The following is a 20,405-nucleotide window of genomic DNA, read 5'->3' on the forward strand; positions in this document are numbered from 1 at the left end:
GATATGAATATTTTCGAATCCGGGCTTTTCGAACTATCCAAGCTCTTCCTGATGCCGGTACTCGTCCTAATCGTGTTCGCTCTCGCCTATGCCTTTATTACGGCGGGAGCTTTTGCCATGGAGGCGTGGCAACGCTTTCGGGGAACATATCAGTCTCCACTCGTTGCCTATCAGGCTACGCACACTGTCGGCAGCGAGGATCTCGAACTTTGGATCATGAAGCGGCTGGAAAGGTTGCGGATCGTATCGCGGACCGCGCCAATGCTCGGGCTCGTTGCCACCATGATCCCGATGGGGCCGGCGCTACTCGCGCTCGCCAACAATGATGCCAAGGCGATCGGCGAAAGTCTGGTGGTTGCCTTTTCGGCTGTCATTCTTGCGCTCGTTAGCGCATCGATCACCTTCGTTTTGTTGACGGTGCGTCGCCGCTGGCTGTTGCAGGAGCTGCGTGCCATCGAACGCCAGACGGAGCCAGCGTGATGCGCTTCCTTGCAGAGAACGATTCCGATGACCCGATCCTGTCCGTCGTCAACCTGATCGATATCTTTCTGGTCGTTATTGCGATCCTGATGATCATCATCGTCAAGAATCCGCTCAATCCATTCAGCAGTAAGAATGTCGTCGTAGTCGAGAATCCAGGCGAAGCGGACATGCGCATCATGGTCAAGGAAGGCCAAGAACTGACGCGATACGAAACGAACGGTGATATCGGTGAAGGGAAGGGAGCCCGCGCCGGGGTGACCTATCGGCTTTCGGATGGGCGTTTGGTTTATGTGCCGGAAAAGCAGACGGAAACTCGTCCTGGAAAATGACGTGTGGCGGTTAGTGGAAGCCGGAAGACGATCTGCCATTTGGTTCATAAATCTATTGGGCTACCTGTGCTTCGATTGTTTGTGGTTCAGCAGGCCAGCGCAGAGGCCGCCTTTCGCGATCAGCTCGACATGATGACCGTGCAATGTTGCGAGCTGAGGGCACTTCTATAAGCGACGAAGAATGATTGTGAGCCCCATTTCAATGGCGACCTGCTCAACGAATGGTTCAGGATGAAGTTTCGATGACGAGATCTCCGATCTCGTGAGCAACGAATATGAAATGGAACGATACTTCCGCGATTCTCGAAGCTCCACCGTCGCGGCTGGTACATCCGAGTGATGTCCACTTGCGGACCGACATCAGTCCGATAGTGCTCCTGGCTTGAAACCGTCCTTCCCAGCTGAATTTTATTGACCGGCTCTCCGGCAGTCGTCGGAGTCAATCTTCGCGCCAGCACATTGCCCATGCCTTGGTGATACGCGCAGCCAGTCGCGATACTTTCGATTTCGGCAGGGGCCAATATCTGGGCCCCGCGTGTGCATTCCAATCTTGCCTCGTGTGCATTATGTGTGCACTCAGGGCTCGGGGCGGTCGTTTTCGGCAAGTTTGAGCAACAAATCGGGCGAATGCGGAAGCTACGGCATGTTCAATTTCTCTGGCGGTCCAATACATAGCGGACTTATTGGAGACAAAATTAGCAAATGATATGAATGGCTTAGATCGAAAATTCGCCATTGCGCCGATGATGGATTGGACAGAGAGTTTATTGAAATCAAATAGTTAGACGTGGGTCGTGTGCAATTTCTGTGCACGCATGTTCTACGATTTTTTACTATTCGTTCTCGCAAAGTTGCCCTCTGCTGCTTTCGCTTTTGCGCCCCAGCACACTAAGCAACGTCAGCCATTTCAGATCTTACCGCGAACGCTCGCACGCGCGATGATCTCTTAGGTCGCGTTGAAGGACACTTGGCCACAATGGAGTAGCGGACGATGCTCTTCAAACGTTCCGAGGGGCTGACACCATCCGAGCGGCTTCTGGCCGAGCTTTGTGATCGTTCATTCCTGAAACTCTGGACCTATCCCAATCTTTTCAAGAAGCCGAGCAAGGAGCTCACGGACCTCTTGGTCGTCTTTGGCAACGACGTGCTTGTGTTCTCGGACAAATCCTGTGCCTTTCCCTTGACCGGCGACTCGATGCTTGATTGGTCTCGTTGGTTTCGGCGGTCCGTCGCCCACTCGGCTCATCAGGTCGACCAGGCGGAACGCTGGCTTCGCACCTATCCTGATCAGGTCTTCCTCGACACCAGATGCGCGGAGCCTCTTCCGATCCGTTTGCCGCCACTTACGGAGATGCGTGTTCACCGCATTTGCGTGGCACTGGGCGCGTTGGATCGAGCCAAGGCGGAAACCGGAGTGCGTGCGCTCAGGATCAATCCAAGAATTGTCGACGATGCCGAACCGTTCACGGTCGGCACAATAAGCCAAGCCCGCGGCTGGGTTCATGTATTCGACGAAGACAGTATCAAGGTCGTGCTGACGGAGCTCTCAACGACGTCCGACCTAATCCATTACCTGAACAGCAAGATGGCGCTCTTTGAAAACGGGAAATTTGTATACGCGGAATCTGAACTGGACATCTTGGCCTACTACCTGTGGAACGGCCGCAAGTTTCCGCAACATGACAAGGAATATCGGCTCGAACCGGATTTGTGGGCGAAAGCGCAGGCGTCTCCCGAATTCCAGGCTGGGCGAGAGCGGAACAAGATAGGGCAGTTCTGGGACGGTTTGATCGAATACGTCACCGGCCATTATTTGGCGCAGACGCTTGAGTTCGGGAACGAAATACAGATGTCCGATCACGAGCGACTGGTTAGAGCAATGGCCGGTGAGACACGTTTCTCAAGGCGCATCCTGTCAAAACTCATTCTGGAGCGCGCCGAGATTGCCCGCAATAACGCGGTAAGCACATTGCTTCCCTCCGACCAGGCAGACATCAACTACGTCCTGTTCATCGGTCGCGGCGATCAAGGGAAGGATTACGCGGCGTACCGCGCCGATCGCATGCTTCACCTGAGGTCGCGATGCATCGCTGCAAAAGCGGTAAGACCGGAAAGGCGCTTCATCGTCGGGATTGCACTCGATGCACGTGGGATACGCGGCTCGTCTGAGGATTTCATTTTCTGGGACACAGCGGATTGGACGGAGGAGTCCATCTTAAGAGCGCAAAAGCTGCGTGAGGAACTTGGATACTTCCAGCCCGGCCAGGTCATTGAAAGCCAGATGATTGAGGATGAATATCCGGCCGTGCGGACAACCAAGAATCTCGCGGCACTTGCGGACGAACTCTCCAGTCTTACGCTTGCTGAATCAGCGCAGCTTGCCGAGATGCTGCGGGACAGGTGGGCGCTGGTTTGAATTCCCTGACGTTTGACCTCGATTGAAGGCAATGGTCAGGTAGACACTGCGTGCCAGACACCTTCGTTGACTCGTCCTGCGTCAGAATAAGTAAGGCACGTAAGATTCGGCTTGAGATCCGAACAAAAATTGCTCGATCCGGTGGCCCAGCCTCGGCCAGCGAGCGTGCCATTGCAACTCCGCCCGTGTGCGATGGTAGTCGTCAAGCGTGATCGGTGTCGGACTTCCGCCGGATCGACGCGCAGGACGTCGTCTTTTCCACGAGCAAATAGGCTGACCGAGCGCGTCCAAAGATTATACGGGCATGGCGGTGGCCGCAGTGAATACGTCGCGTATTGCGACGCAGGAACATGAATTAGCCGAAAAGTTCAATGCCGTGTTGCGGAGCACGCCCCGGTTGCACTAGCGTGGCGTTCATGCGCAAGGACGGGGAAACGGTCCATCTTACGGCGAGCGACCTGGTGGGGCATCTCAACTGCCGCTACCTGACAGCGCTCGATCTCTCTACCGCGCGCGGCGAGATCGCGAAGCCGTCCGTTTGGGATCCTGTCCTGGAAGTCCTGGCAGAACGCGGTGCGCAGCATGAAAAGGCTTACATCGATCATCTCAAAGGGAAGGGAGATGAGATACGCCTGATCGGCGGAATCGGCGTCGAAAAGGATGCCGTCAATAAGACCGTCGCCGCCATGAAGGGCGGTGCATCCATCGTTGTCCAGGCCGCCCTTCAGGATGGCGTATGGAGCGGGCGGGCTGACGTGCTTCGCCGCGTCGAGAAGCCAAGCGTCTTTGGCGCCTGGTCTTATGAAGTCGTTGACACCAAGCTTGCCAAGGAGACGAAGGGCGGCACAGTCTTGCAGCTTTCATTGTATTCGGAGCTGCTCGCATCGATGCAGAAGAAACTGCCCGAATTCAGCTACGTCGTTACCCCGGAGACAGGCTTCGAGCCGGAAATCTATCGGACGACAGATTATTCGGCTTATTACCGGCGCGTGCGCCGCAGTCTTGAACAGTCGGTCGACAATGGCACGGCCGACGATCTCTATCCCGAACCGAACCCGCACTGCGACATCTGCCGATGGCGGCGACATTGCGATGAGAAGCGACGAAAGGACGATCACCTCTCGCTCGTCGCCGGAATCTCGAAAAGCCAGATTGGCGAATTGAGACGCCATGATGTCGGCACGACCGCGACGCTGGCGGAAGTTGTTCTGCCCTGGCCGTGGAAGCCGGATCGTGGCGCCGCTCAGAGCTACGAGAAAATTCGCGAGCAGGCGCGACTGCAGGTCAAGGGACGGACGGAAGGCAAGGTCATCCATGAGGCCTTGCCGATTCAGCCCGGGTTCGGGCTTTGTTGTCTGCCCGAACCGTCGCCGGGAGACATCTTCTTCGACCTCGAAGGCGATCCCTTCGTGCGGGGCGGCGGGCTCGAATTCTTGTTCGGCTATGCCTATCAGGACGAAAGCGGACAAGCGCAGCATCGCGCGGAATGGTCGTTCACCCGGGCCGATGAAAAAGCTGCTTTTGAACGCTTCGTCGATTTCGTCTTTGAGAGCCTCAAAACATATCCGGGCCTGCACATCTATCACTTCGCGCCGTACGAACCGGCCGCCTTGAAGCGCCTTATGGGCCGATACGCAGCGCGGGAAGAGGAAATCGATCGCTTGCTGCGCGGCGGCGTGCTTGTCGATCTGTTCGCCGTGATCCGCCACAGCATTCGCGCCAGCGTCGAGAGCTATTCCATCAAGAAGCTGGAGCCGCTTTACGAATACAAGCGCGCGCAAGATTTGTCCGACGCCGGAAAGATACTTGCCAAGGTCCAGGCCTGCCTTGAGCTCGGCGATGTGCAGGGCATAGAAGATGCCGATCGCAAGGTCGTCGACGCTTACAACAAGGATGATTGTTTATCGGCATGGGCATTGCGTGATTGGCTCGAAGGATTGCGCGCCGAGCTCCTCACGGGAGGCGCGACAATAGACCGTCCCGAGCCCAAGAGCGGAGACGCAAGCGAAAAGCTCACCGCATGGCAGCAGCGTATTGCTCCGCTCGTCCAAAGCCTGACGCAAGTGGCTCCGGTCGATGTGACGGACCGGACACCGGATGAACATGCACGCTGGCTTCTGGGCAATGTTCTGGATTTCCACGGCCGCGAGATAAAGGCGACCTGGTGGGAGTATTTCCGCTTGTCGGCTCTGTCCGCAGAGGAGTTGCTCGACGAGCGTGCTGCGATCTCCGGCCTGACGTTCGCCGGCAATGTTGGAGGAACAGCAAAAGCGCCTATTCACCGCTACAGCTTCCCGGCGCAGGAAACGGAGCTGCGCGGCGATGAAGATCTGCGTGCGGTCGGAGGGAAGCCGTTTGGCAAAGTTAACGCGATCTCTCTTGACGACCGTACGGTGGACATCAAGAAGCGGCAGGATTCGGCTTCACTGCACCCGGAGGCAATTTTCTCGCATAAGGTGATTGGAACAGAGGAGCAGGCAGAAGCCCTCGTGCGTATCGCCGAATATGTCATCGCAAATGGAATGAAGGGGCCGGGACGCTATCAGGCGGCGCGCGATCTCCTTCTATTCGATGCGCCGAAGATCGGTGGGCAGCCGATCAGAAACGTGGATGAGACGACGCTCAGTGCAGCGGTTCGCATCTCGCCGGCATTCGAGCCTTGTGTGTTTCCCATTCAAGGACCTCCGGGCGCGGGTAAGACGCACACCGGCGCTCGCATGATTTGCGCCCTTGTTGCAACGGGAAAGAAGGTCGGTATCACCGCGAACAGCCATAAAGTCATCCGCAATCTGCTGGATGAGATTCAGCGCGCGTGCAAGCAGAGCGGCAAGCCAATTCAGAGCATCCAGAAGCTATCGGAAAAGGCGGACGACGTTCCCGGCATCCGGTTTACGACCGACAACGCCAAAATCTTCTCTTCGCTCGGGCCCGATTGTCCGGTGGCCGGTGGAACGTCGTGGCTATGGGCTCGCCCGGAAGCTTTCGAAGCCCTTGATGTATTGTTCGTTGATGAGGCGGCGCAGATGTCGCTCGCGAACGTCCTGGCGGTGTCGCACGCGGCAAAGACGGTCGTTCTGCTCGGCGACCCGCGCCAACTCGAACAGCCATTGCAAGGCAGTCACCCGGAAGGAACGGACGTATCGGCGCTCAAGCACATCCTGGGCGAACATGCCACCGTCACTGCCGACCGCGGGCTGTTCCTGGAAGAAACATGGCGGCTGCATCCGGAGATATGTTCGTTCACTTCTGAGCTGTTCTACGAAGACAGGCTGCGGTCGAAACCCGGCCTGCAGCAACAGGCGATCAAATCACAAAGCGGCGTGAATGGCTCTGGCTTGCGCTACCTAGCGGTCGAACATGAAGGCAATCAAAGCGCTAGCCCTGAGGAAGCGGACGTTATCAAGGCCTTGGTCGAAGAGATCCTTGCATCGAAGGCGACATGGATAGGACCGGACGGAGAAGAGGCTCCTGTTGCACTCGACAACATCCTGATTATTGCGCCGTACAACGCGCAAGTGTTCGAATTGCAAGATCGCTTGCCGGGTGCGCGGATCGGCACCGTCGACAAGTTTCAGGGGCAGGAAGCACCGATCGTCATCTATTCAATGACCACATCAAGCCACGCGGACGCGCCGCGCGGTATGGAGTTTCTTTACAGCGCCAACCGCTTGAACGTCGCCACGTCGCGGGCGCGCTGCGTTTGCATCCTTGTCGGCTCGCCGTCGCTGTTCGAAGCGGAATGCCGTACGCCGCAGCAGATGCAGCTTGCGAATGCCTTCTGCCGTTACTTGGAGATGGCGCAGGCAATATGACGCGCGGGCTAAGAATATCGGCCGTTGCTGCCTGACCATGGTACAATCGGCTATGCGACGTGATTCAATGACCAGGCGGATGTTGACCCATGCGCTTCAAGAATTTGGAGAGTTACAGGATCGGCGGGGTCGGCAGCGACATGCAGCTTGGAATTCCCCTGCCGAAAACGCCGGACGGCCGTGTCTATCGGTACTCACCGAACGAAAATGCGCATCCGCGACTTTTTCTGCTTGGCGACCGGGTGGAAGGCTTCGCTCTCCCGGAAACCATGAGCGCGCGTATGTCCCATATGCCGGGAACGCCCGGCACAATCTGTCCGTATAGCGGCACATTGGATGAAGACGATGCCTTCACACATCCGGACGACGTAGCGGCAGCGCAGGAAGTGGTCGCGCACGCCGCTGCGGCCGACGTCGCTGAGGCCTTTCATGGCATGTTCGCCGATCTTGGGCGCAAATTCGCCGGGAATAAGTTCGTCAAGATCAAGCCGGGTCCGCAGCCGCATCCGAAACCTCGACCCCGTTTCGCGCGCCGCGATTTGCTGCGCGAGTTGGTATGTGACGAATGCGGCCGCGATTACGGGGTCTTTGCGATCTCGCTGTTCTGCCCGGATTGCGGAGCGCCGAACATCCATCTGCATTTCGCCCGCGAGGCGATGCTCGTGCGGGAGCAAGTGGAGATGGCCGGCAAGCTGGGTGCAGAGCAGGGGGAACTGGCTTACCGGCTGCTCGGCAATGCGCATGAGGATGTCCTGACCGCATTCGAGGCAACTCTCAAAACCGTCTATCTCTACAAGCTCACGACGCGGCCCGCAGACGCGCCCGAGGTGAAGCCAGTCGGAAATGCTTTCCAGAACATCGAGCGGGGCCGGAAGCGTTTCGCCGAATTCGGCTTCGATCCATTCGGAAGCCTGAGTGTTGATGCGCTTGCTGTGCTCACGCTGAATATCCAGAAGCGTCATGTCATTGGGCATAATCTCGGGATTGCCGATGCGATGTTCACCGAGCACGCGGCTGATGCGCGCCTTGGCGAAACGGTGCCCTTGGTTGGCGAGGACATTCTTCAGTTCGCGGACATCTGCAAAATGACCGTCGACCACATCGATGCGTGGCTTGCGAGCGGCGCGCTGCCTCCAAGCCGCGATGTGCCGCCTGTAAAGCCGATTATCGCGCCTCCAGCGAAGGAGCCGGCGACATTGAGGGTCGGAAAATTAGGCAAGCTGGCCGTACGCATTGCACTATGGGTTGCGGAACGATCAGAAAAAGGCCTCGGTGATTTCATCGCCGAAGAGGAACTGACGAAGGCCTTTCCGGATTCCAGCATGGACGAGTTGGCGTTCGCCGTGGCCGAGCTTGCGAAGGACGGTTATCTGCGGACGAGCGCCGTAATCTCCAAACGCATTCTACGGATACGCGTCGCCGCCGAGCTGTTCATCACTTTCGATCCGCATGCGATAAAGACTGACCCGGCGTCGGATGTGGTTACGCTCGTGGACTTGGCGCTTGCCAGGAGCAACACGGTAGGCGTCGAAGAATTGCATGCAGCGACGGGATGGCCGCTTAGACGCTTCAATCCGGCCTTTGCTTATATGGTCTCGCAGATCGACGGACGGCGCGTTCTCGCCGGCGGGACCAATGATTATCCGGCTCGCGGCTTTTTTTTGATGGATGAGGATCGGGTTGATCTCAAGCGTTTTGCCGATCGCCTGAGGGGCTGAGACCCGTCCAGAGGAGGGGCGCATTGCGTCGTCCGGAGGGGAACGGCCGCCACGGCTGGCGGCCGTTGGGTTTGCATTTGTTCTCTAATTGTTCCATACTTTGGGTTCCGGGACAAGCCAGAGCTCCTGATTTGGTGCGGGTAGACCCCGCCTCAATCTTGGTGTGTGCTCACCAGGGGAAAAGCGCATCAAAAGTTGCACTCCGTAATGCCTGCAGGGGCGATCCACAGACAAATCGAATGCGTCCATGTCCGACCAGCGTTTCATTTCCGCCGATGCTGCGCCGCGCCTGACCAGCCATCTGCGAGCTCTGTCCTTGATTGCGCCCCTGCAGCGGGCCGAAGACAACAAAGGAATGCTGCACGTCTCCGCCAAGACGGCGGAGCGCGTGGACATGCGCTATCTGGCTCTTGCCGCCATCGAATTGCTGATCGACCGAATGGGCGCCGGCGGAACGGCGGGCCGCGCAGAGCTGATTGAATATCTTGCGGATTTGGCACGGCTTCAGTCGCGAAATCTCTCTGACCCGGATGCGACCGCGCTGGCAGAGCATGTGTTCGACGGCTTGACCAACGCTCGCGACCGCCGCGCGCGCTTCAAGGTCCGTCTGTTCGATCCAGATCAGCCTGAGGGGGTCTTTTTCGAATTCGCATTGCTGCGAGCGGAGCCGCTCCCGGACGGGACGGTGGGTTACCGGCTGACCCAGGAAGCGATTGAAATCCATCTCAGCTTGCTGGCGCACGATCCACTCACAGCGACGCAGGTCAGCGAGATCATCGTTGGAGAGTTTCTCAAGCGGGGACTCTACGATCATGCGGCGTCTGCGGCCGAACGGACGAGAACCAACAGTATTCGTCTTGCCGAAGCGATCCGGCTGCTTATGGCGGAAGCGCGCCGCGCCATCCTCAAGGTCATGTGGCATGAGGAGCTTGGCCCGAAGATGGAGGAGGCGCGCAGTCTGCTGGATGCGTCCATCATGCGCGAGGGCGCCATGCTGGCCCAATTGAGCGATACGGCGGCTGATGTAACGGATGAGACGGACCGCCGCCATCTCTCGCGCATCCGCACGCTGCTGCTCGATGTGCAAACGCGTCACCGCAAGCTCATCGTCGTGGTGCAGAAGACGGCAGATGAATATTTGCACCTCCAGGCTGACACCCTCAAGCTGCGGCCCTTGGCGCGATTGCCCGATCTCGAAAATGAGATTCTCGATCCTTTGTTGCGGGCTCCGGCGAACTTCTTGATTGAGAATGCATCCGGTGTTTTTGGCGCGATTTCCGGAACGCTGCCGCCGCTTGTCCTCGACATCGCAGCCGCGGTTGCCGCATTCGAGCCGGATGTTGAAGAGGCGGGCGTCTTCGATCCGATCATTGAATTCGATGATCCTACCGTGGGGCTGGAATTGCCTTTCGACGAGGCAACCATCACGCGGGCTGAACAATTTGCACGCGCGACCATCCTCGCGACGGGAGCCATCACCCTCGGTGAGCTTTTATCGCGGGCGGCCTCGGATCGACCTGATGACGCAGCCTTTCAACGCTGTCTTTTTCTTATCCTGGAACAGGCGATCGATCCGCGCACGACAGACGTTGCCGGCGGCGCGTCGATTTTGAGCACGCGTTTCGATGCGGGGTTCGTTGAGGGCACCGATGTGAGATTCTCGCGCGCCACGGGCGGAGGAGTTCATGCTTCCCAATGACGTGAAAGACGCCTCGAGACTTGTCGAATGGGGCTTGCATCCGCGTGCGCTGCCCGAAGCACATCCAGAATACCGCGATCTGGTCCGTCGTTGGATGGATGACGGAGGTTTCAAGGCCATTGTCGCTTCCGTCGCCGAAGGTCTGAAGCTGCGGGTGGTTGGTGTGAACGCGCGCACGGGCATTGTGCTGGGTACGGAAATGGAGTCCGTCTTCGCCTATACGATCTCGCGCTTCCGCCGGAACTTTTCAAATGACGACGCTGCGGTTGTGGCGCTCGTGTTGGTGGCTGCGTGCGCGACCTTTTATCCGGTACAAGATGCGCTCGACAGCGATGAGATCATGTCGCCTAGCGCGACATTGTCCGAGATCAGAGATCGTCTGACCAAGCTATGTCAGGCGTTGGAATCGCAGGATCGTACGGGCGATGCGGCAGCTGCACGCTGGCGAAAGGGCTGGCAATATATCCGGGCATTACCCGAGATCGTCGAGGATGCGCGACGGACGGCACGTAGCCACCTGCATGGCCTTGTCGGGCTGGTCCTCAATCATCTTTTTGAAACGGGTTTCGTGGCGGTCGATGAGCGTCAAGACGGAAACCATCTTTACGTTGCCACGCCGCGTTTTCGGATGATGCTCGCAGAGCATGCCTCCGTGCCGCTTCTCGATCTGGCCCGCGGCGCCAGTGAGGCGAGGGAGAATGCTCATGCTTAAGATCAGTCGCGCATATCTGGACGCCTGCGGTTATGTCGATGGCGTGTTTGAGGAGCTTCTGATCAAGCCGACAGACGCGACCGGTTCGGCACTGCATCACGTTATTCACGCGCCCAACGGCGTTGGAAAAACCACGATCCTCGCGCTCCTGTTCAGCATCTTCGAGCCGGATCGTCGCAAGTTTCTGCGCACGGAAATCAACCGCCAGCACAGGATCGAGCATTATTTCATGCCGGGACGCCTTGGCGTGGTCGCGCTTGAGCTGATCAAACCCGGCGTGAACAATAAACCGGTGCGTCATGTCATCGGCCAGGTATTTTGGCTCACGCCTGCTTCGAAGGGAGATGATGGAGAACCGGGACACCGGCGGTTCTTTGCATTCCAGGCCGACGCTGACGCCTCATTGGATACGTTGCCCTTTCGCGGGCTGTCGGGTGACACGCCATTGCGCTCGCTCGATGACTTCACGCGTTGGGCGCGCGATATGCGCAGCAAGCCGACATTCTTTTCCACCGACTCGCTCACTGCATGGCGCAAGCATTTGACCTCCGAACTCGGGGTGGAGCTGAAAGTCATCGAAGTGCAACGCCGGTTCTGCGGCACAGAGGGCGGCATCGGTGCGGCATTTCTCGATTTCAAGTCCGAGCAACAATTTCTCGAAAAGATATTCGCTTTTATGATTCCGCCGGATGCCGCCGACAGTGTCGTGCAGGCGTTGGAGACGGGACTTACGAAAATCCGCGGCCTGCCGCAGCGAAAGGACCAGCTTAAGGTTCTTACGCAGCTTGCAGATGGCTTCACGCCGTTCATTTCCGCCGCCGGAGCTCTGGAAGCCGCCGAAGCCGAGCGTGCCGACGACTTCAAGCGGCTCGGCCGTCTGTTTTCCCGCTTCAAGATCGATCAGACCAAGCTGGAAGTGGAATGGGAGATCGTCGGCGGAGAATTGGCTATCAAGGGGCAGGGTGTCGAAGACGCTCGCGCCCGCGAGCGCAAGCTCCAAGGAGAGGTTCTCTTTCTGGAGAAGGCTGCTGCCGACCGGCGATTTAGCGATGCCAAGGCGGCAGTAGAACGGGCAAAAGACAGCTCAGCAGCCGCAAGTCGCAGACTCCAAGCGGCGCGCGCCACTGATATCGGTCGCAAACTATCGTCGGCGCAAGGACAGCGAGAAGCCTTCGAGGCGGAGTTGGATCGCATCGATCGGGATCTTGCTCCTGACCGTGCACTCCTTGCGCGCGCCGGAGCGAATCTTCATGCCTTATTGGATCAGCTGGCTGCCGAGGCCGAGCGTGATGCCCATATCTACGAACAGCGGGCCCAAGAGGCAAATCAGCTGGCTGAAGCGCACGCCGAGGAGGATCGTGCGGCGAGCATTCGCGCACAGGAGTTGAAGGCCGAAGTCGAACGTCTCGCCGCACGGGTGGCGGAGCATGACCGCGAGCGCAAGGAGCTCGAGCGTCAGGGTGCCCTTCGCGCGGCAGAAAGTCCTGCTGCGGCGTTGGCGCGCATCGATAGCGAATTGAAGGTTCAAGGCGATGCCGTCGCCGATACCGAATTGCAAGACGAGCAGCGAGAAAAGGAAGCGCGCGATCTTGAAGGCCTCCGCACTGCGGCACTTGCGGATTCGCGCCGCTGCGCAGAGGAGGCTGCGCGTCTCGCAAAGCTCGGCGAGGCTGGCCGGACTTTGGAGCAGGCCATTCTTGCCAGCGAGGTACTTGCCGCAATACTGGCTGGCGAATCCAAAGACCCATATCGACCGGATTTGCCGGAGCGCGCGCGCGCCGCGCGGACGTTATCCGAAGAAGTGCACCGCAAGCTTGCGACCGAGCGCGAGGCGATCGCAGGCGAGCTTAGTTTTCTCGACGCTGAAGGCGTATCGTCCGTGCCGGCCGATGTCGCTGTGGTCGCCCAAGCCCTTAAGGAGGCCGGTATTGTCGATGCGCAGCCGGCAGAACACTATCTGGCGCAGTTCAAGCCGGATGCCGACGAAGCATTGGCGCTGTTGCGCGATGATCCGGCACGCTTTGGCGGCGTGTTCGTTGCGCGCCTTGACCGCAAGCGCCTGTCGACGCTCGCAAGTGATGGCCGTCTGAAACTCAAGGGCCCGGTGGTCGTCTCTGAAGCGACGCTGCAGACCACGGCCACGTCTGCCACGGATACGGGAATCGTCTTTGGCCCCTTCAGCGCGGCGCGCGTTAACAAACAGGCGGCTGCGGAAGAAAAGTCCCGGCTTGCGGATGCTTTGTCAGCCAAGGAAGCGGAGCTTGCGTCCTGTGTGGCACAGATCGAGGCGATTGGCACGCTCGTCGATCAACTCCGCGAGCTTCACAAGAACTATCGCGATGACCGCCCTGACGACATATTGCGCCGTTGCGAGCAGTTTAAGTCCGATAAGGAGCGCGCGGATCAGCAGGTCAAGGATGCCATTGCCCGGCAAAAGGCGATTGCGCAAGAGCGCGCGCAATTCCGCGACCGTCTGCATGAGCTTACCGATGGAATCAGCCGGCTGAAAATGGCGACACAGGCTGTCGATCAGTTCTTACGTCGGTATGTTGATATCTCCGAAATGTCCGCGCGCATTCCGGTGGCAACTGCTGAACAGCAGCAACAGCAGGATGCCGCGCTGAAATCTCGCGGCGCTGCCGTGAAAGCGCGCGCGGCGGCGACCGATTCCGGGGGCCGTGCGGTGGCGCTTCGCGCCGATGCAAACGCACGCCGATCCGACAAGGCGCACTATCCGGAGACGGACGGTGCGGCCGCCGATCGAACGGGCACGTTTGACGATCTGCGCAGCCAATACAAAACGGCTGAACATGCCCTCGCCAGCAAGCGGGACGCGCAACAGGCGACAGTTTCGCTCCAGCTCTCGGCAGTGAAAGAGAGCATTTTTAAATTTGAACAGGAATACGCGCAGGCCAGCGACGGATTAGGGCCGGCCGATTTTGGGCCGTTTAGCGCTGTCGCCGATCTTGCGCGTGCAATCAAGGAAGCGGATCAGAATGACTTGGAATGCCGCGCGGCCGTCGTCCAGGCAGACGCGACGCTAACGTCGGCTCAATCGGCGCTTGGTCCCGTCAGTGGGAAGATCGAGCGGGCTGAAAAGAAAAGCGGTCTAAAACCCATTCCGGTTCCGGAATTCGCGCAAGCGCCAGCCGAACTGTGCGCCAATGAAGCTGCGCTGCGTGAGCAACAGGGAGAGGCGCTTGAAATTGAAATTCGCAACATGGAACGCGAGCATTCGGGTTTGCGCACGCGCCATGCTGACATCAAAGGCAAGCTGACCGGCGTCCAAGCGCTTGCCAAGCGGGCTGAAGGGCACCTCCCCGAAGCGAGCCGGGACGAATTGCCAGACCTAAGCCTGAATCATGATGAGCTCGAGCCTGCGCTCGATCAGGTTATCAGCCGGATCGGAGAAACGCGTGCCACAATCAGCCGGCTAGACGACGAGGCCGAAGCATGTTTCGAGCAAATTCGCCAACTGATTGAAAGCGAAAGCTTCCGCCGTCTTGAACCTCAAGTCGCCGATCACCTGCGCCGTTACTCGCACCGCTCGGCGGGAGCGGAGCGCGAGACGCTTCAAGCACGTATCACCGAGCGCATCGGAATTGTCCGCAGCGAGATCGAAAATCAGATGCGGGACCAAAATGCGTGTCTGGAACAGCTTCGGCTCCATGTCATACACGCCGATGATCTCCTGCTGCGCGCTGCTCGCTGTTCGAAGATTCCGGACCACATTGCCTTCTACGGCGGCGAGCGCATTTTGAAGATCAAGCGGCGCCTGCGTGACGTGCCAGTCGAAATGGTACGCAACCAACTCTCGATCTGGTTGGACGAGCAGGTACAGACCGGACGTGTTCCCTCAGATGGTGCCGTCCTGGCTGCCGAATTGCTGAATCGTGTACACGCCGGTCGTGCGCTTGAGATCGAAATTCTCAAGCCCAAGCGAGATGCAATCCAGCCGTATATGCGCGTGGACCGTATGGGTCTGTCAGGCGGTGAGGGCGTAACCGTTGCGATGATGCTCTATACGGTGATCCAGAAGCTGGCGATGGACGAGCGTACAGACGGAAAGAACGCAGCGTCGGGCGGCTTCTTGATGCTCGACAATACGTACGGCATGTCCAACATGATGGAGCACATTGTGTTGCAGAAAACGATGGCGGACCTACTGGACATTCAGCTGTTCGTGACGACGTGTAGCGAGGACAAGCACGTTCTCAACATGTTCCCCGCAATTACGCGTTTGGTGCAGGGCGAGCGCGTGCTGTTGGATGGCCAGCCGAAATACATCCGGGTGCGCTCCGGCGACTATCTCCTGAAGGGGGACGAGCGTGCCGCCTGAGGCCGCGCGTCGCTTTGTACGCGCTCTCAAGAAAACGGGGCGAAGGCGTATCCCGTTAGACATGCTCCGCCGGGAATTCGCCTCGGCATGCCCCGAGCTTGCCGAGCAGCCGGATCGGCGCACCCGCTTGGCTGAGGTGCTCCTCAATGCCGCGGATACGGGAGAGATACTTCTTCCCAAGCAAAGACGAAGCTGGGACCGCGCCGGCGGCGCGGCCCTGCCGGGATTTGTTATGCTCGCCGGGCAACGACAACCACGCCCACCCGTCGTTATCGCCGGCTATGCTTGGCATCCATTGCTTAGTTTTGCAGCAGGGGAGCGCAACCGGTTGCGGTTGGAATCGGCGAAGCGCATCAACGAGTGGCTCAAAAGTGATCCCGATTTGAGCCTCATCGTGCCGATCAAAGAACGCTCACTAGAAATTTTCGGCGACGAGAAGCGGCTCGATCACCTACGCGGCGGCACAACCAATCTCTTCGGGCAAGTCAGTCTCACTTCACTTGGTTGTCGTCTATGCCCCATTCCTTTGCCGTTCGAAGCGGGACCCGCAACTGCGCGCGGCCAGCCGATCCTCATTGTTGAGAACAACGACACATGGGCCTCGTTCTCCGCCTGGAACCGCGGTGCGGGACGCTACGCCGCCGTCGCCTATGCCGGCGGCGGTCACGGCAAGAGTCTGGCCTACGATGAGATGTTTATCGATGAGTTGATTAATCGTTTCCGGGCCGAAGGGCTTTTCTACTTTGGCGATCTCGACCCCGCGGGGCTGCGCATTGCGAGCCGAGCAGCGGAGCGCCGTGCTCAGCGCGGTGGGTTGCCGCTTGAGCCTGCTGCGTCTCTCTATGCGTGGCTTCTAAACCGAGGTGCGCGAACGGCCCTTCGCCCGAATGAAAGGGCTACGCTAGCCGATCTCGCCTGGCTTCCGGAAGATCTGCGGGGCGCGGTCGAATCTCTATTCGCCGACGGACATCGAATCCCGCAAGAATCTCTAGGTACGCGTGTGCTCACCGCTGGCGAGAGTCCATTTCATCCACGTTGAACGCGTCTGCTTGCTTGACCTGCACATGACTTGAGACGGATACCGCCACAATCAGCCGCCTGATCAGACCGATAACAATCAGATCAACGGCAGGAAAGCGTACCGGTTTAGGCTACGCAGCCGTCTCCGCTCATTTTATCGCTCCATCATGCATAAGAGCGTAGAGGCGTGTGGGAGCCTGGATCAGCAACACAGAGGGAGGTGGTCGTTCCGCCGCGAGCTGCCGAGCCGTGGCGCGGTCGAGCGCGGAAGGGCCTTGATCCGCCAGATGCGAGTGCCATGTACCGACGTCGAAAAGCGTCCCGCCGCTGGCTCGATGCCGCACTTTGATGGCAGCTTTCAAGCCGGCGGTCCCCAGCACGAAGCGGGTCGCTGAGCGCTCGCTGTCCGGCGGGGCCTCGATCAAGTCGACCACGATGATCGTTCTCAGGCGTGCGCTGCATGTGCCGATCAGGACTCCCCCGGTCTCCACGGTAGGATAGCGCGCCACCTCTTCTGCGATCTTGGTCATGACACGTGAGGAGGCCCGAACGGTCCATCCCTGCGGACCCTCAATGGTCACGACCTCGAAGGGAGCGACGCGTTCGTGCGTCCAGGTAGTGTTGGACGATCCTTCAGCTCTTGTTCCGACAACGATGCATCCCGGATCCTCATCGGCCTGCATCAGGCCGACAAGCTCTTCAGTGAGTGCCGCCGTCATCGCGGACAGACGCATGTCGGTCATCGGCATGGTGAGCGATCCGCATCCTTGACCGATTTGAATTTCCGTCAGGCCGAATTCAGGGTCAAACAACAGCTTGCGGACCCGGTCGTCCGTCACCGTGGCGTTGAGCTCGTCGGTCAGGTCGCAAAGCGTTGGATTGCGGGCAGCACCCTCAAACAGCAGGAAACCGCCATCGCCGCGCCCGAAGAGTGCCGCTTCAGCAAACCGGGCTTTGGCCTGCTTCGATCCGATCGTTGAGAGAGCTTCACGGACGGCGAGCGATGCCGTGGTATTGACAGCATAGCGCGCGTCCTTCGGCAGAAACATTTTGCGCTGCTCGTTCTTGGGAAGGTCGGCGACCAGATCGCCGTCGTGCACCGCGGGCGATTGTCCGAGCAGCCCGAGCTCACTGGCGAGCTCTTTTGCCTTTGAACCGGCGAACGATGCACGGGCCAGCGCGTGTCGCGCCATGTTGTGCGGTCGAAGCATTCCATTGTCGCTGACCGCGCTAATAGTTACGCCCGACCGCGCGAGATGCATCGCCATCTTTGAACCGACGCTGCCGCAGCCCAGCATCGACACGGGAGCAAGTTCGGGAGCGCCGGAGACGTCGCGCAACAGCGTGGGATTCGTCGCATCGATCTGCATGGCCGGCACAACGGGCTCCGCATCACCTGCCGCGAAGAGTGCGGCGCGTCCCTTCATGGCCTTGATGTCCACCAGATAAGGCAGCAACTCGATATTGGATACCGATCCCACCAGATGCTCGGGCCTCCGCGCGCAGAGGATGATTCCGATTGGAACAGGCGCCTCGAGCACATAGCCCTGCCAACAGCGGTCGAGATTTTCGAGAAAGACGTCCAACCCTCGACCGCATCCAAGTTCGTTGGCGCGCTCTTTCAGACGGGCCAGGGTGTCGACGGTCTCAGGCATGTAGGCCGCAGCGACGAACTCGTCTCCACTCGGCTTCTTATCGGGCCAGACGAGGCAACTCACCGTGTCGCCGAACCAGTATCCATCCCGCGTATTTCGCCCGAATAGCTTCTTGTCATCCCGCTTGAGTGCAGCTTGAGTCTGGCTGACGTCCAGCCACGTGGTGCCTTGCTTGTCGACGAGCGAACCGTCCCCGCCGCTACGGAAGAAGGTGGACTTGAAAACCCGATATTCTCCGTTGCGATCAACGACCGCGCGGCAAGCTTCCGCATTGAGCGCGATCACGTCGTTAAGGTCACGACGTAAGGTCGGCTCCCATCCTCGTCCGTGATGGATCAGCGTGCCTTCGGCTGCGCGCTGGAGCCAGAGAATAAGCTGATGCACGAGGTTGAAGATGCCGAGCTCAACCAGGCCAAACTGGAAGAAATACTCTCGCTGGTTGCCATCGATCAGGCAGGGGCGCGGCGGCTCGGTCACCGGACCTGGCTGAACGTGGGGAAGATCCCTCGGGAAGTCCATCCGCAAGGAGAACGAGGGCGATGACCATGGGTAGCTGGGCCAGAGCCTCACGTTGACCGTCTCGACAACGCGAACGCCGTTCGGGCTCGCGCCGTCGACCTTGAACTGGAGCGGCATCTCGACGTTCAAATCGAGCTCAATACGCGAGCCGCCAGCATCGACAGATACTAGGCGGCCGCCCCGGCACTCCGGATGACGAAGCGCTGCCGCAAGAAAACGTTCGGCGTGGCCGCGAAAGTCATTTCCCGCCATGCCCGGTTCCATGCGGGCGGGCCTGCGAGGCGGTCGCGCTGATGCCGAGAGCCGGTGCGGCGAGAGCCGATGCCTTGCCGATTTTCCGCACGATGCCGTTCGACTTCACCTCGAACTCCAAGGCGACCTTCTTGTCGTTCCAGTATTCGTCGGTGCAGAAGAACCGGTCGGCATCGTCGTCGAGAATGTCGACGTACTCGCGCTTCGCCCGCTCGTGCGGCGGATTGTCGTCGTCCGCCTTGATGGGCTTGCAGCTCGCCACGATGATCGCGCCTTTGCGCGTCTGCGAGAGCGCGCTTCGCGCGTCAGGATCGACCTTGACCGCTTCGCCCATCTCGCTCCAGCGATCAAAGCTCAGACTGCGCCAGGAACAATGATGCGGTGTCTCCATGATGTCGTAGGTGAACCAGTCCGCGCGCTCTGCCTTGTGCAAATTCCACAGCCGATTCCAGATCGCGACTTCGGCGTCGCCGCCGGTCAGGAAGCGGCAACGATCGCTGATGCCGCCACCGCGCAGCGAGAAGCGGATGATGACCGACGATTGATTGTGCCGCAGCGTCTCCTCGTCGTCGTCGTCAATGGGAGGAAGGGGGGCCAGCAACCGCCCCTGGAACGAGCCGTCCTCCACCCGGTTGCAGGCGTCGATCGTCTCATCGCGCTTGATGACGATGTCGAGAATATCGTCGGTCTTCCCGTCGATGTCCTCGCCCATGATCAGAATGCGATCGCCTTCCCCCGTCGAAAACCCGTTCTCGCGGAAGAGCGCGACGCGTCGCCGTGCTTCCTTTTGCCAGGCTTTGGCATCCTCGCAGAGCGACTCGCCGTTGGCGCCGGCGCGGCGGAACACGACAGGTGACGACCACATCTCGCGGATCAGGATCTTGTCGTCGTCTTCGTCCCAGGAGTCTGGTGGCCCAAGATGAAAATGATTGCGCAGGCCCGCGACGTGGTCGCTATGGGGATGGCTGACCAGGAAGGCGTCGACGTAGAGGCGGCCCTGGTTGTCCCGCTCAAGCCTACTTCGCAGATCTTCGGCGACGTCCGGCGTGTCGTCATCGTCGTCGTCCGCCTTGCCGCGGATATTGATGTCGATGAGGATGCGCTGACCGTTGTCGAGGCACATCAGAACCATGTCTCCGTTGGAAACAGGGAAAAAGGTGAGAGAGGCGGTCATGGTCGTTCCCGTACTGGATTTGTTCTATAAACGTGGTGCGTCCCAAAAATGATGGGTCGCCGGCGCTTTGGAACCTGAGATAGGAACTCATCGGAGTTCCGCAATATTTGGTTCAATGTGATTCTTTTTCCACAAGATATTGACTCTGGGAGTGTTTGGAGTCCGCACAATTCCGCGATTCGGTAGGCTTGGTCGCTGCTCGCCTATTCGAGGTGAGTGCTCTTAAGAGCACTGAATGACCTTTTTGGTGCTCTTAAGGGCATAAGATACTTGCCGT

At 59.1% G+C, this 20,405-nt stretch carries 11 protein-coding genes; 9 read left to right on the forward strand and 2 right to left on the reverse strand.

The genetic code is table 11. From position 1 onward, the window contains the following. Nucleotides 1-3: 3 nt before the first annotated feature. The 9 genes from CAK95_RS19340 to CAK95_RS19380 all read left to right on the forward strand — a co-directional run bounded on the left by CAK95_RS19340 (nucleotide 4) and on the right by CAK95_RS19380 (nucleotide 16,547). Complete coding sequence (locus tag CAK95_RS19340; protein ID WP_086089400.1) at nucleotides 4-480, forward strand: MotA/TolQ/ExbB proton channel family protein; 477 nt, start codon at nucleotides 4-6, stop codon at nucleotides 478-480. Further along, on the forward strand, nucleotides 480-812 hold the full coding sequence (locus CAK95_RS19345; RefSeq protein ID WP_086089401.1) for a DUF2149 domain-containing protein: 333 nt from the start codon (nucleotides 480-482) through the stop codon (nucleotides 810-812). The genes CAK95_RS19340 and CAK95_RS19345 overlap by 1 nt, the downstream gene beginning before the upstream one ends. Before the next feature lie 991 nt (nucleotides 813-1,803). Continuing rightward, a complete protein-coding gene (locus CAK95_RS19350) occupies nucleotides 1,804-3,228 on the forward strand; it encodes a hypothetical protein (RefSeq protein ID WP_086089402.1) in 1,425 nt (474 codons plus the stop codon). 416 nt (nucleotides 3,229-3,644) lie between these two features. After that, nucleotides 3,645-7,040: a TM0106 family RecB-like putative nuclease gene (locus CAK95_RS19355; protein WP_086089403.1), complete on the forward strand. Its 3,396-nt coding sequence runs from the start codon at nucleotides 3,645-3,647 to the stop codon at nucleotides 7,038-7,040. An 89-nt stretch (nucleotides 7,041-7,129) separates the two neighbouring features. Beyond that, nucleotides 7,130-8,758, forward strand: coding sequence for a hypothetical protein (locus CAK95_RS19360; RefSeq protein WP_086089404.1), 1,629 nt, complete (start codon nucleotides 7,130-7,132; stop codon nucleotides 8,756-8,758). Nucleotides 8,759-9,005: 247 nt separating this feature from the next. Beyond that, nucleotides 9,006-10,457 carry a hypothetical protein gene (locus CAK95_RS19365; RefSeq protein ID WP_086089405.1) on the forward strand — a complete coding sequence of 484 codons (1,452 nt, stop codon included), beginning with the start codon at nucleotides 9,006-9,008 and terminating at the stop codon, nucleotides 10,455-10,457. After that, a complete protein-coding gene (locus CAK95_RS19370; RefSeq protein WP_086089406.1) occupies nucleotides 10,444-11,169 on the forward strand; it encodes a hypothetical protein in 726 nt (241 codons plus the stop codon). The genes CAK95_RS19365 and CAK95_RS19370 overlap by 14 nt, the downstream gene beginning before the upstream one ends. Beyond that, nucleotides 11,162-15,508: a coiled-coil domain-containing protein gene (locus tag CAK95_RS19375; RefSeq protein ID WP_086089407.1), complete on the forward strand. Its 4,347-nt coding sequence runs from the start codon at nucleotides 11,162-11,164 to the stop codon at nucleotides 15,506-15,508. Before CAK95_RS19370 ends, CAK95_RS19375 begins: the two co-directional genes overlap by 8 nt. 136 nt (nucleotides 15,509-15,644) lie before the next feature. Further along, the gene (locus CAK95_RS19380; RefSeq protein ID WP_245303881.1) at nucleotides 15,645-16,547 is read left to right on the forward strand and encodes a Wadjet anti-phage system protein JetD domain-containing protein; all 903 of its coding nucleotides are present in this window, start codon (nucleotides 15,645-15,647) and stop codon (nucleotides 16,545-16,547) included. A gap of 130 nt (nucleotides 16,548-16,677) precedes the next feature. Here CAK95_RS19380 and CAK95_RS19385 read toward each other — a convergent pair whose 3' ends face one another. Both CAK95_RS19385 and CAK95_RS19390 read right to left on the reverse strand, forming a co-directional pair. Continuing rightward, nucleotides 16,678-18,954 (reverse strand): anti-phage 6A-MBL system cap2_3 protein, encoded by a 2,277-nt coding sequence (locus CAK95_RS19385; RefSeq protein WP_183044157.1) that lies wholly within the window; start codon nucleotides 18,952-18,954, stop codon nucleotides 16,678-16,680. Next, a complete protein-coding gene (locus CAK95_RS19390) occupies nucleotides 18,941-20,128 on the reverse strand; it encodes an anti-phage 6A-MBL system MBL-fold protein (protein ID WP_245303458.1) in 1,188 nt (395 codons plus the stop codon). Before CAK95_RS19390 ends, CAK95_RS19385 begins: the two co-directional genes overlap by 14 nt. Between the last annotated feature and the right edge of the window lie 277 nt (nucleotides 20,129-20,405).

This window comes from Pseudorhodoplanes sinuspersici (assembly GCF_002119765.1).
In the GTDB taxonomy this organism is placed as follows: Bacteria; Pseudomonadota; Alphaproteobacteria; order Rhizobiales; family Xanthobacteraceae; genus Pseudorhodoplanes; species Pseudorhodoplanes sinuspersici.

Coding starts and splice junctions, on each gene's coding strand:
- CAK95_RS19340 (WP_086089400.1), top strand. CDS start 4: ATGAATATTTTCGAATCCGGGCTTTTCGAACTATCCAAGCTCTTCCTG.
- CAK95_RS19345 (WP_086089401.1), top strand. CDS start 480: ATGCGCTTCCTTGCAGAGAACGATTCCGATGACCCGATCCTGTCCGTC.
- CAK95_RS19350 (WP_086089402.1), top strand. CDS start 1,804: ATGCTCTTCAAACGTTCCGAGGGGCTGACACCATCCGAGCGGCTTCTG.
- CAK95_RS19355 (WP_086089403.1), top strand. CDS start 3,645: ATGCGCAAGGACGGGGAAACGGTCCATCTTACGGCGAGCGACCTGGTG.
- CAK95_RS19360 (WP_086089404.1), top strand. CDS start 7,130: ATGCGCTTCAAGAATTTGGAGAGTTACAGGATCGGCGGGGTCGGCAGC.
- CAK95_RS19365 (WP_086089405.1), top strand. CDS start 9,006: ATGTCCGACCAGCGTTTCATTTCCGCCGATGCTGCGCCGCGCCTGACC.
- CAK95_RS19370 (WP_086089406.1), top strand. CDS start 10,444: ATGCTTCCCAATGACGTGAAAGACGCCTCGAGACTTGTCGAATGGGGC.
- CAK95_RS19375 (WP_086089407.1), top strand. CDS start 11,162: ATGCTTAAGATCAGTCGCGCATATCTGGACGCCTGCGGTTATGTCGAT.
- CAK95_RS19385 (WP_183044157.1), bottom strand. CDS start 18,954: ATGGCGGGAAATGACTTTCGCGGCCACGCCGAACGTTTTCTTGCGGCA.
- CAK95_RS19390 (WP_245303458.1), bottom strand. CDS start 20,128: ATGACCGCCTCTCTCACCTTTTTCCCTGTTTCCAACGGAGACATGGTT.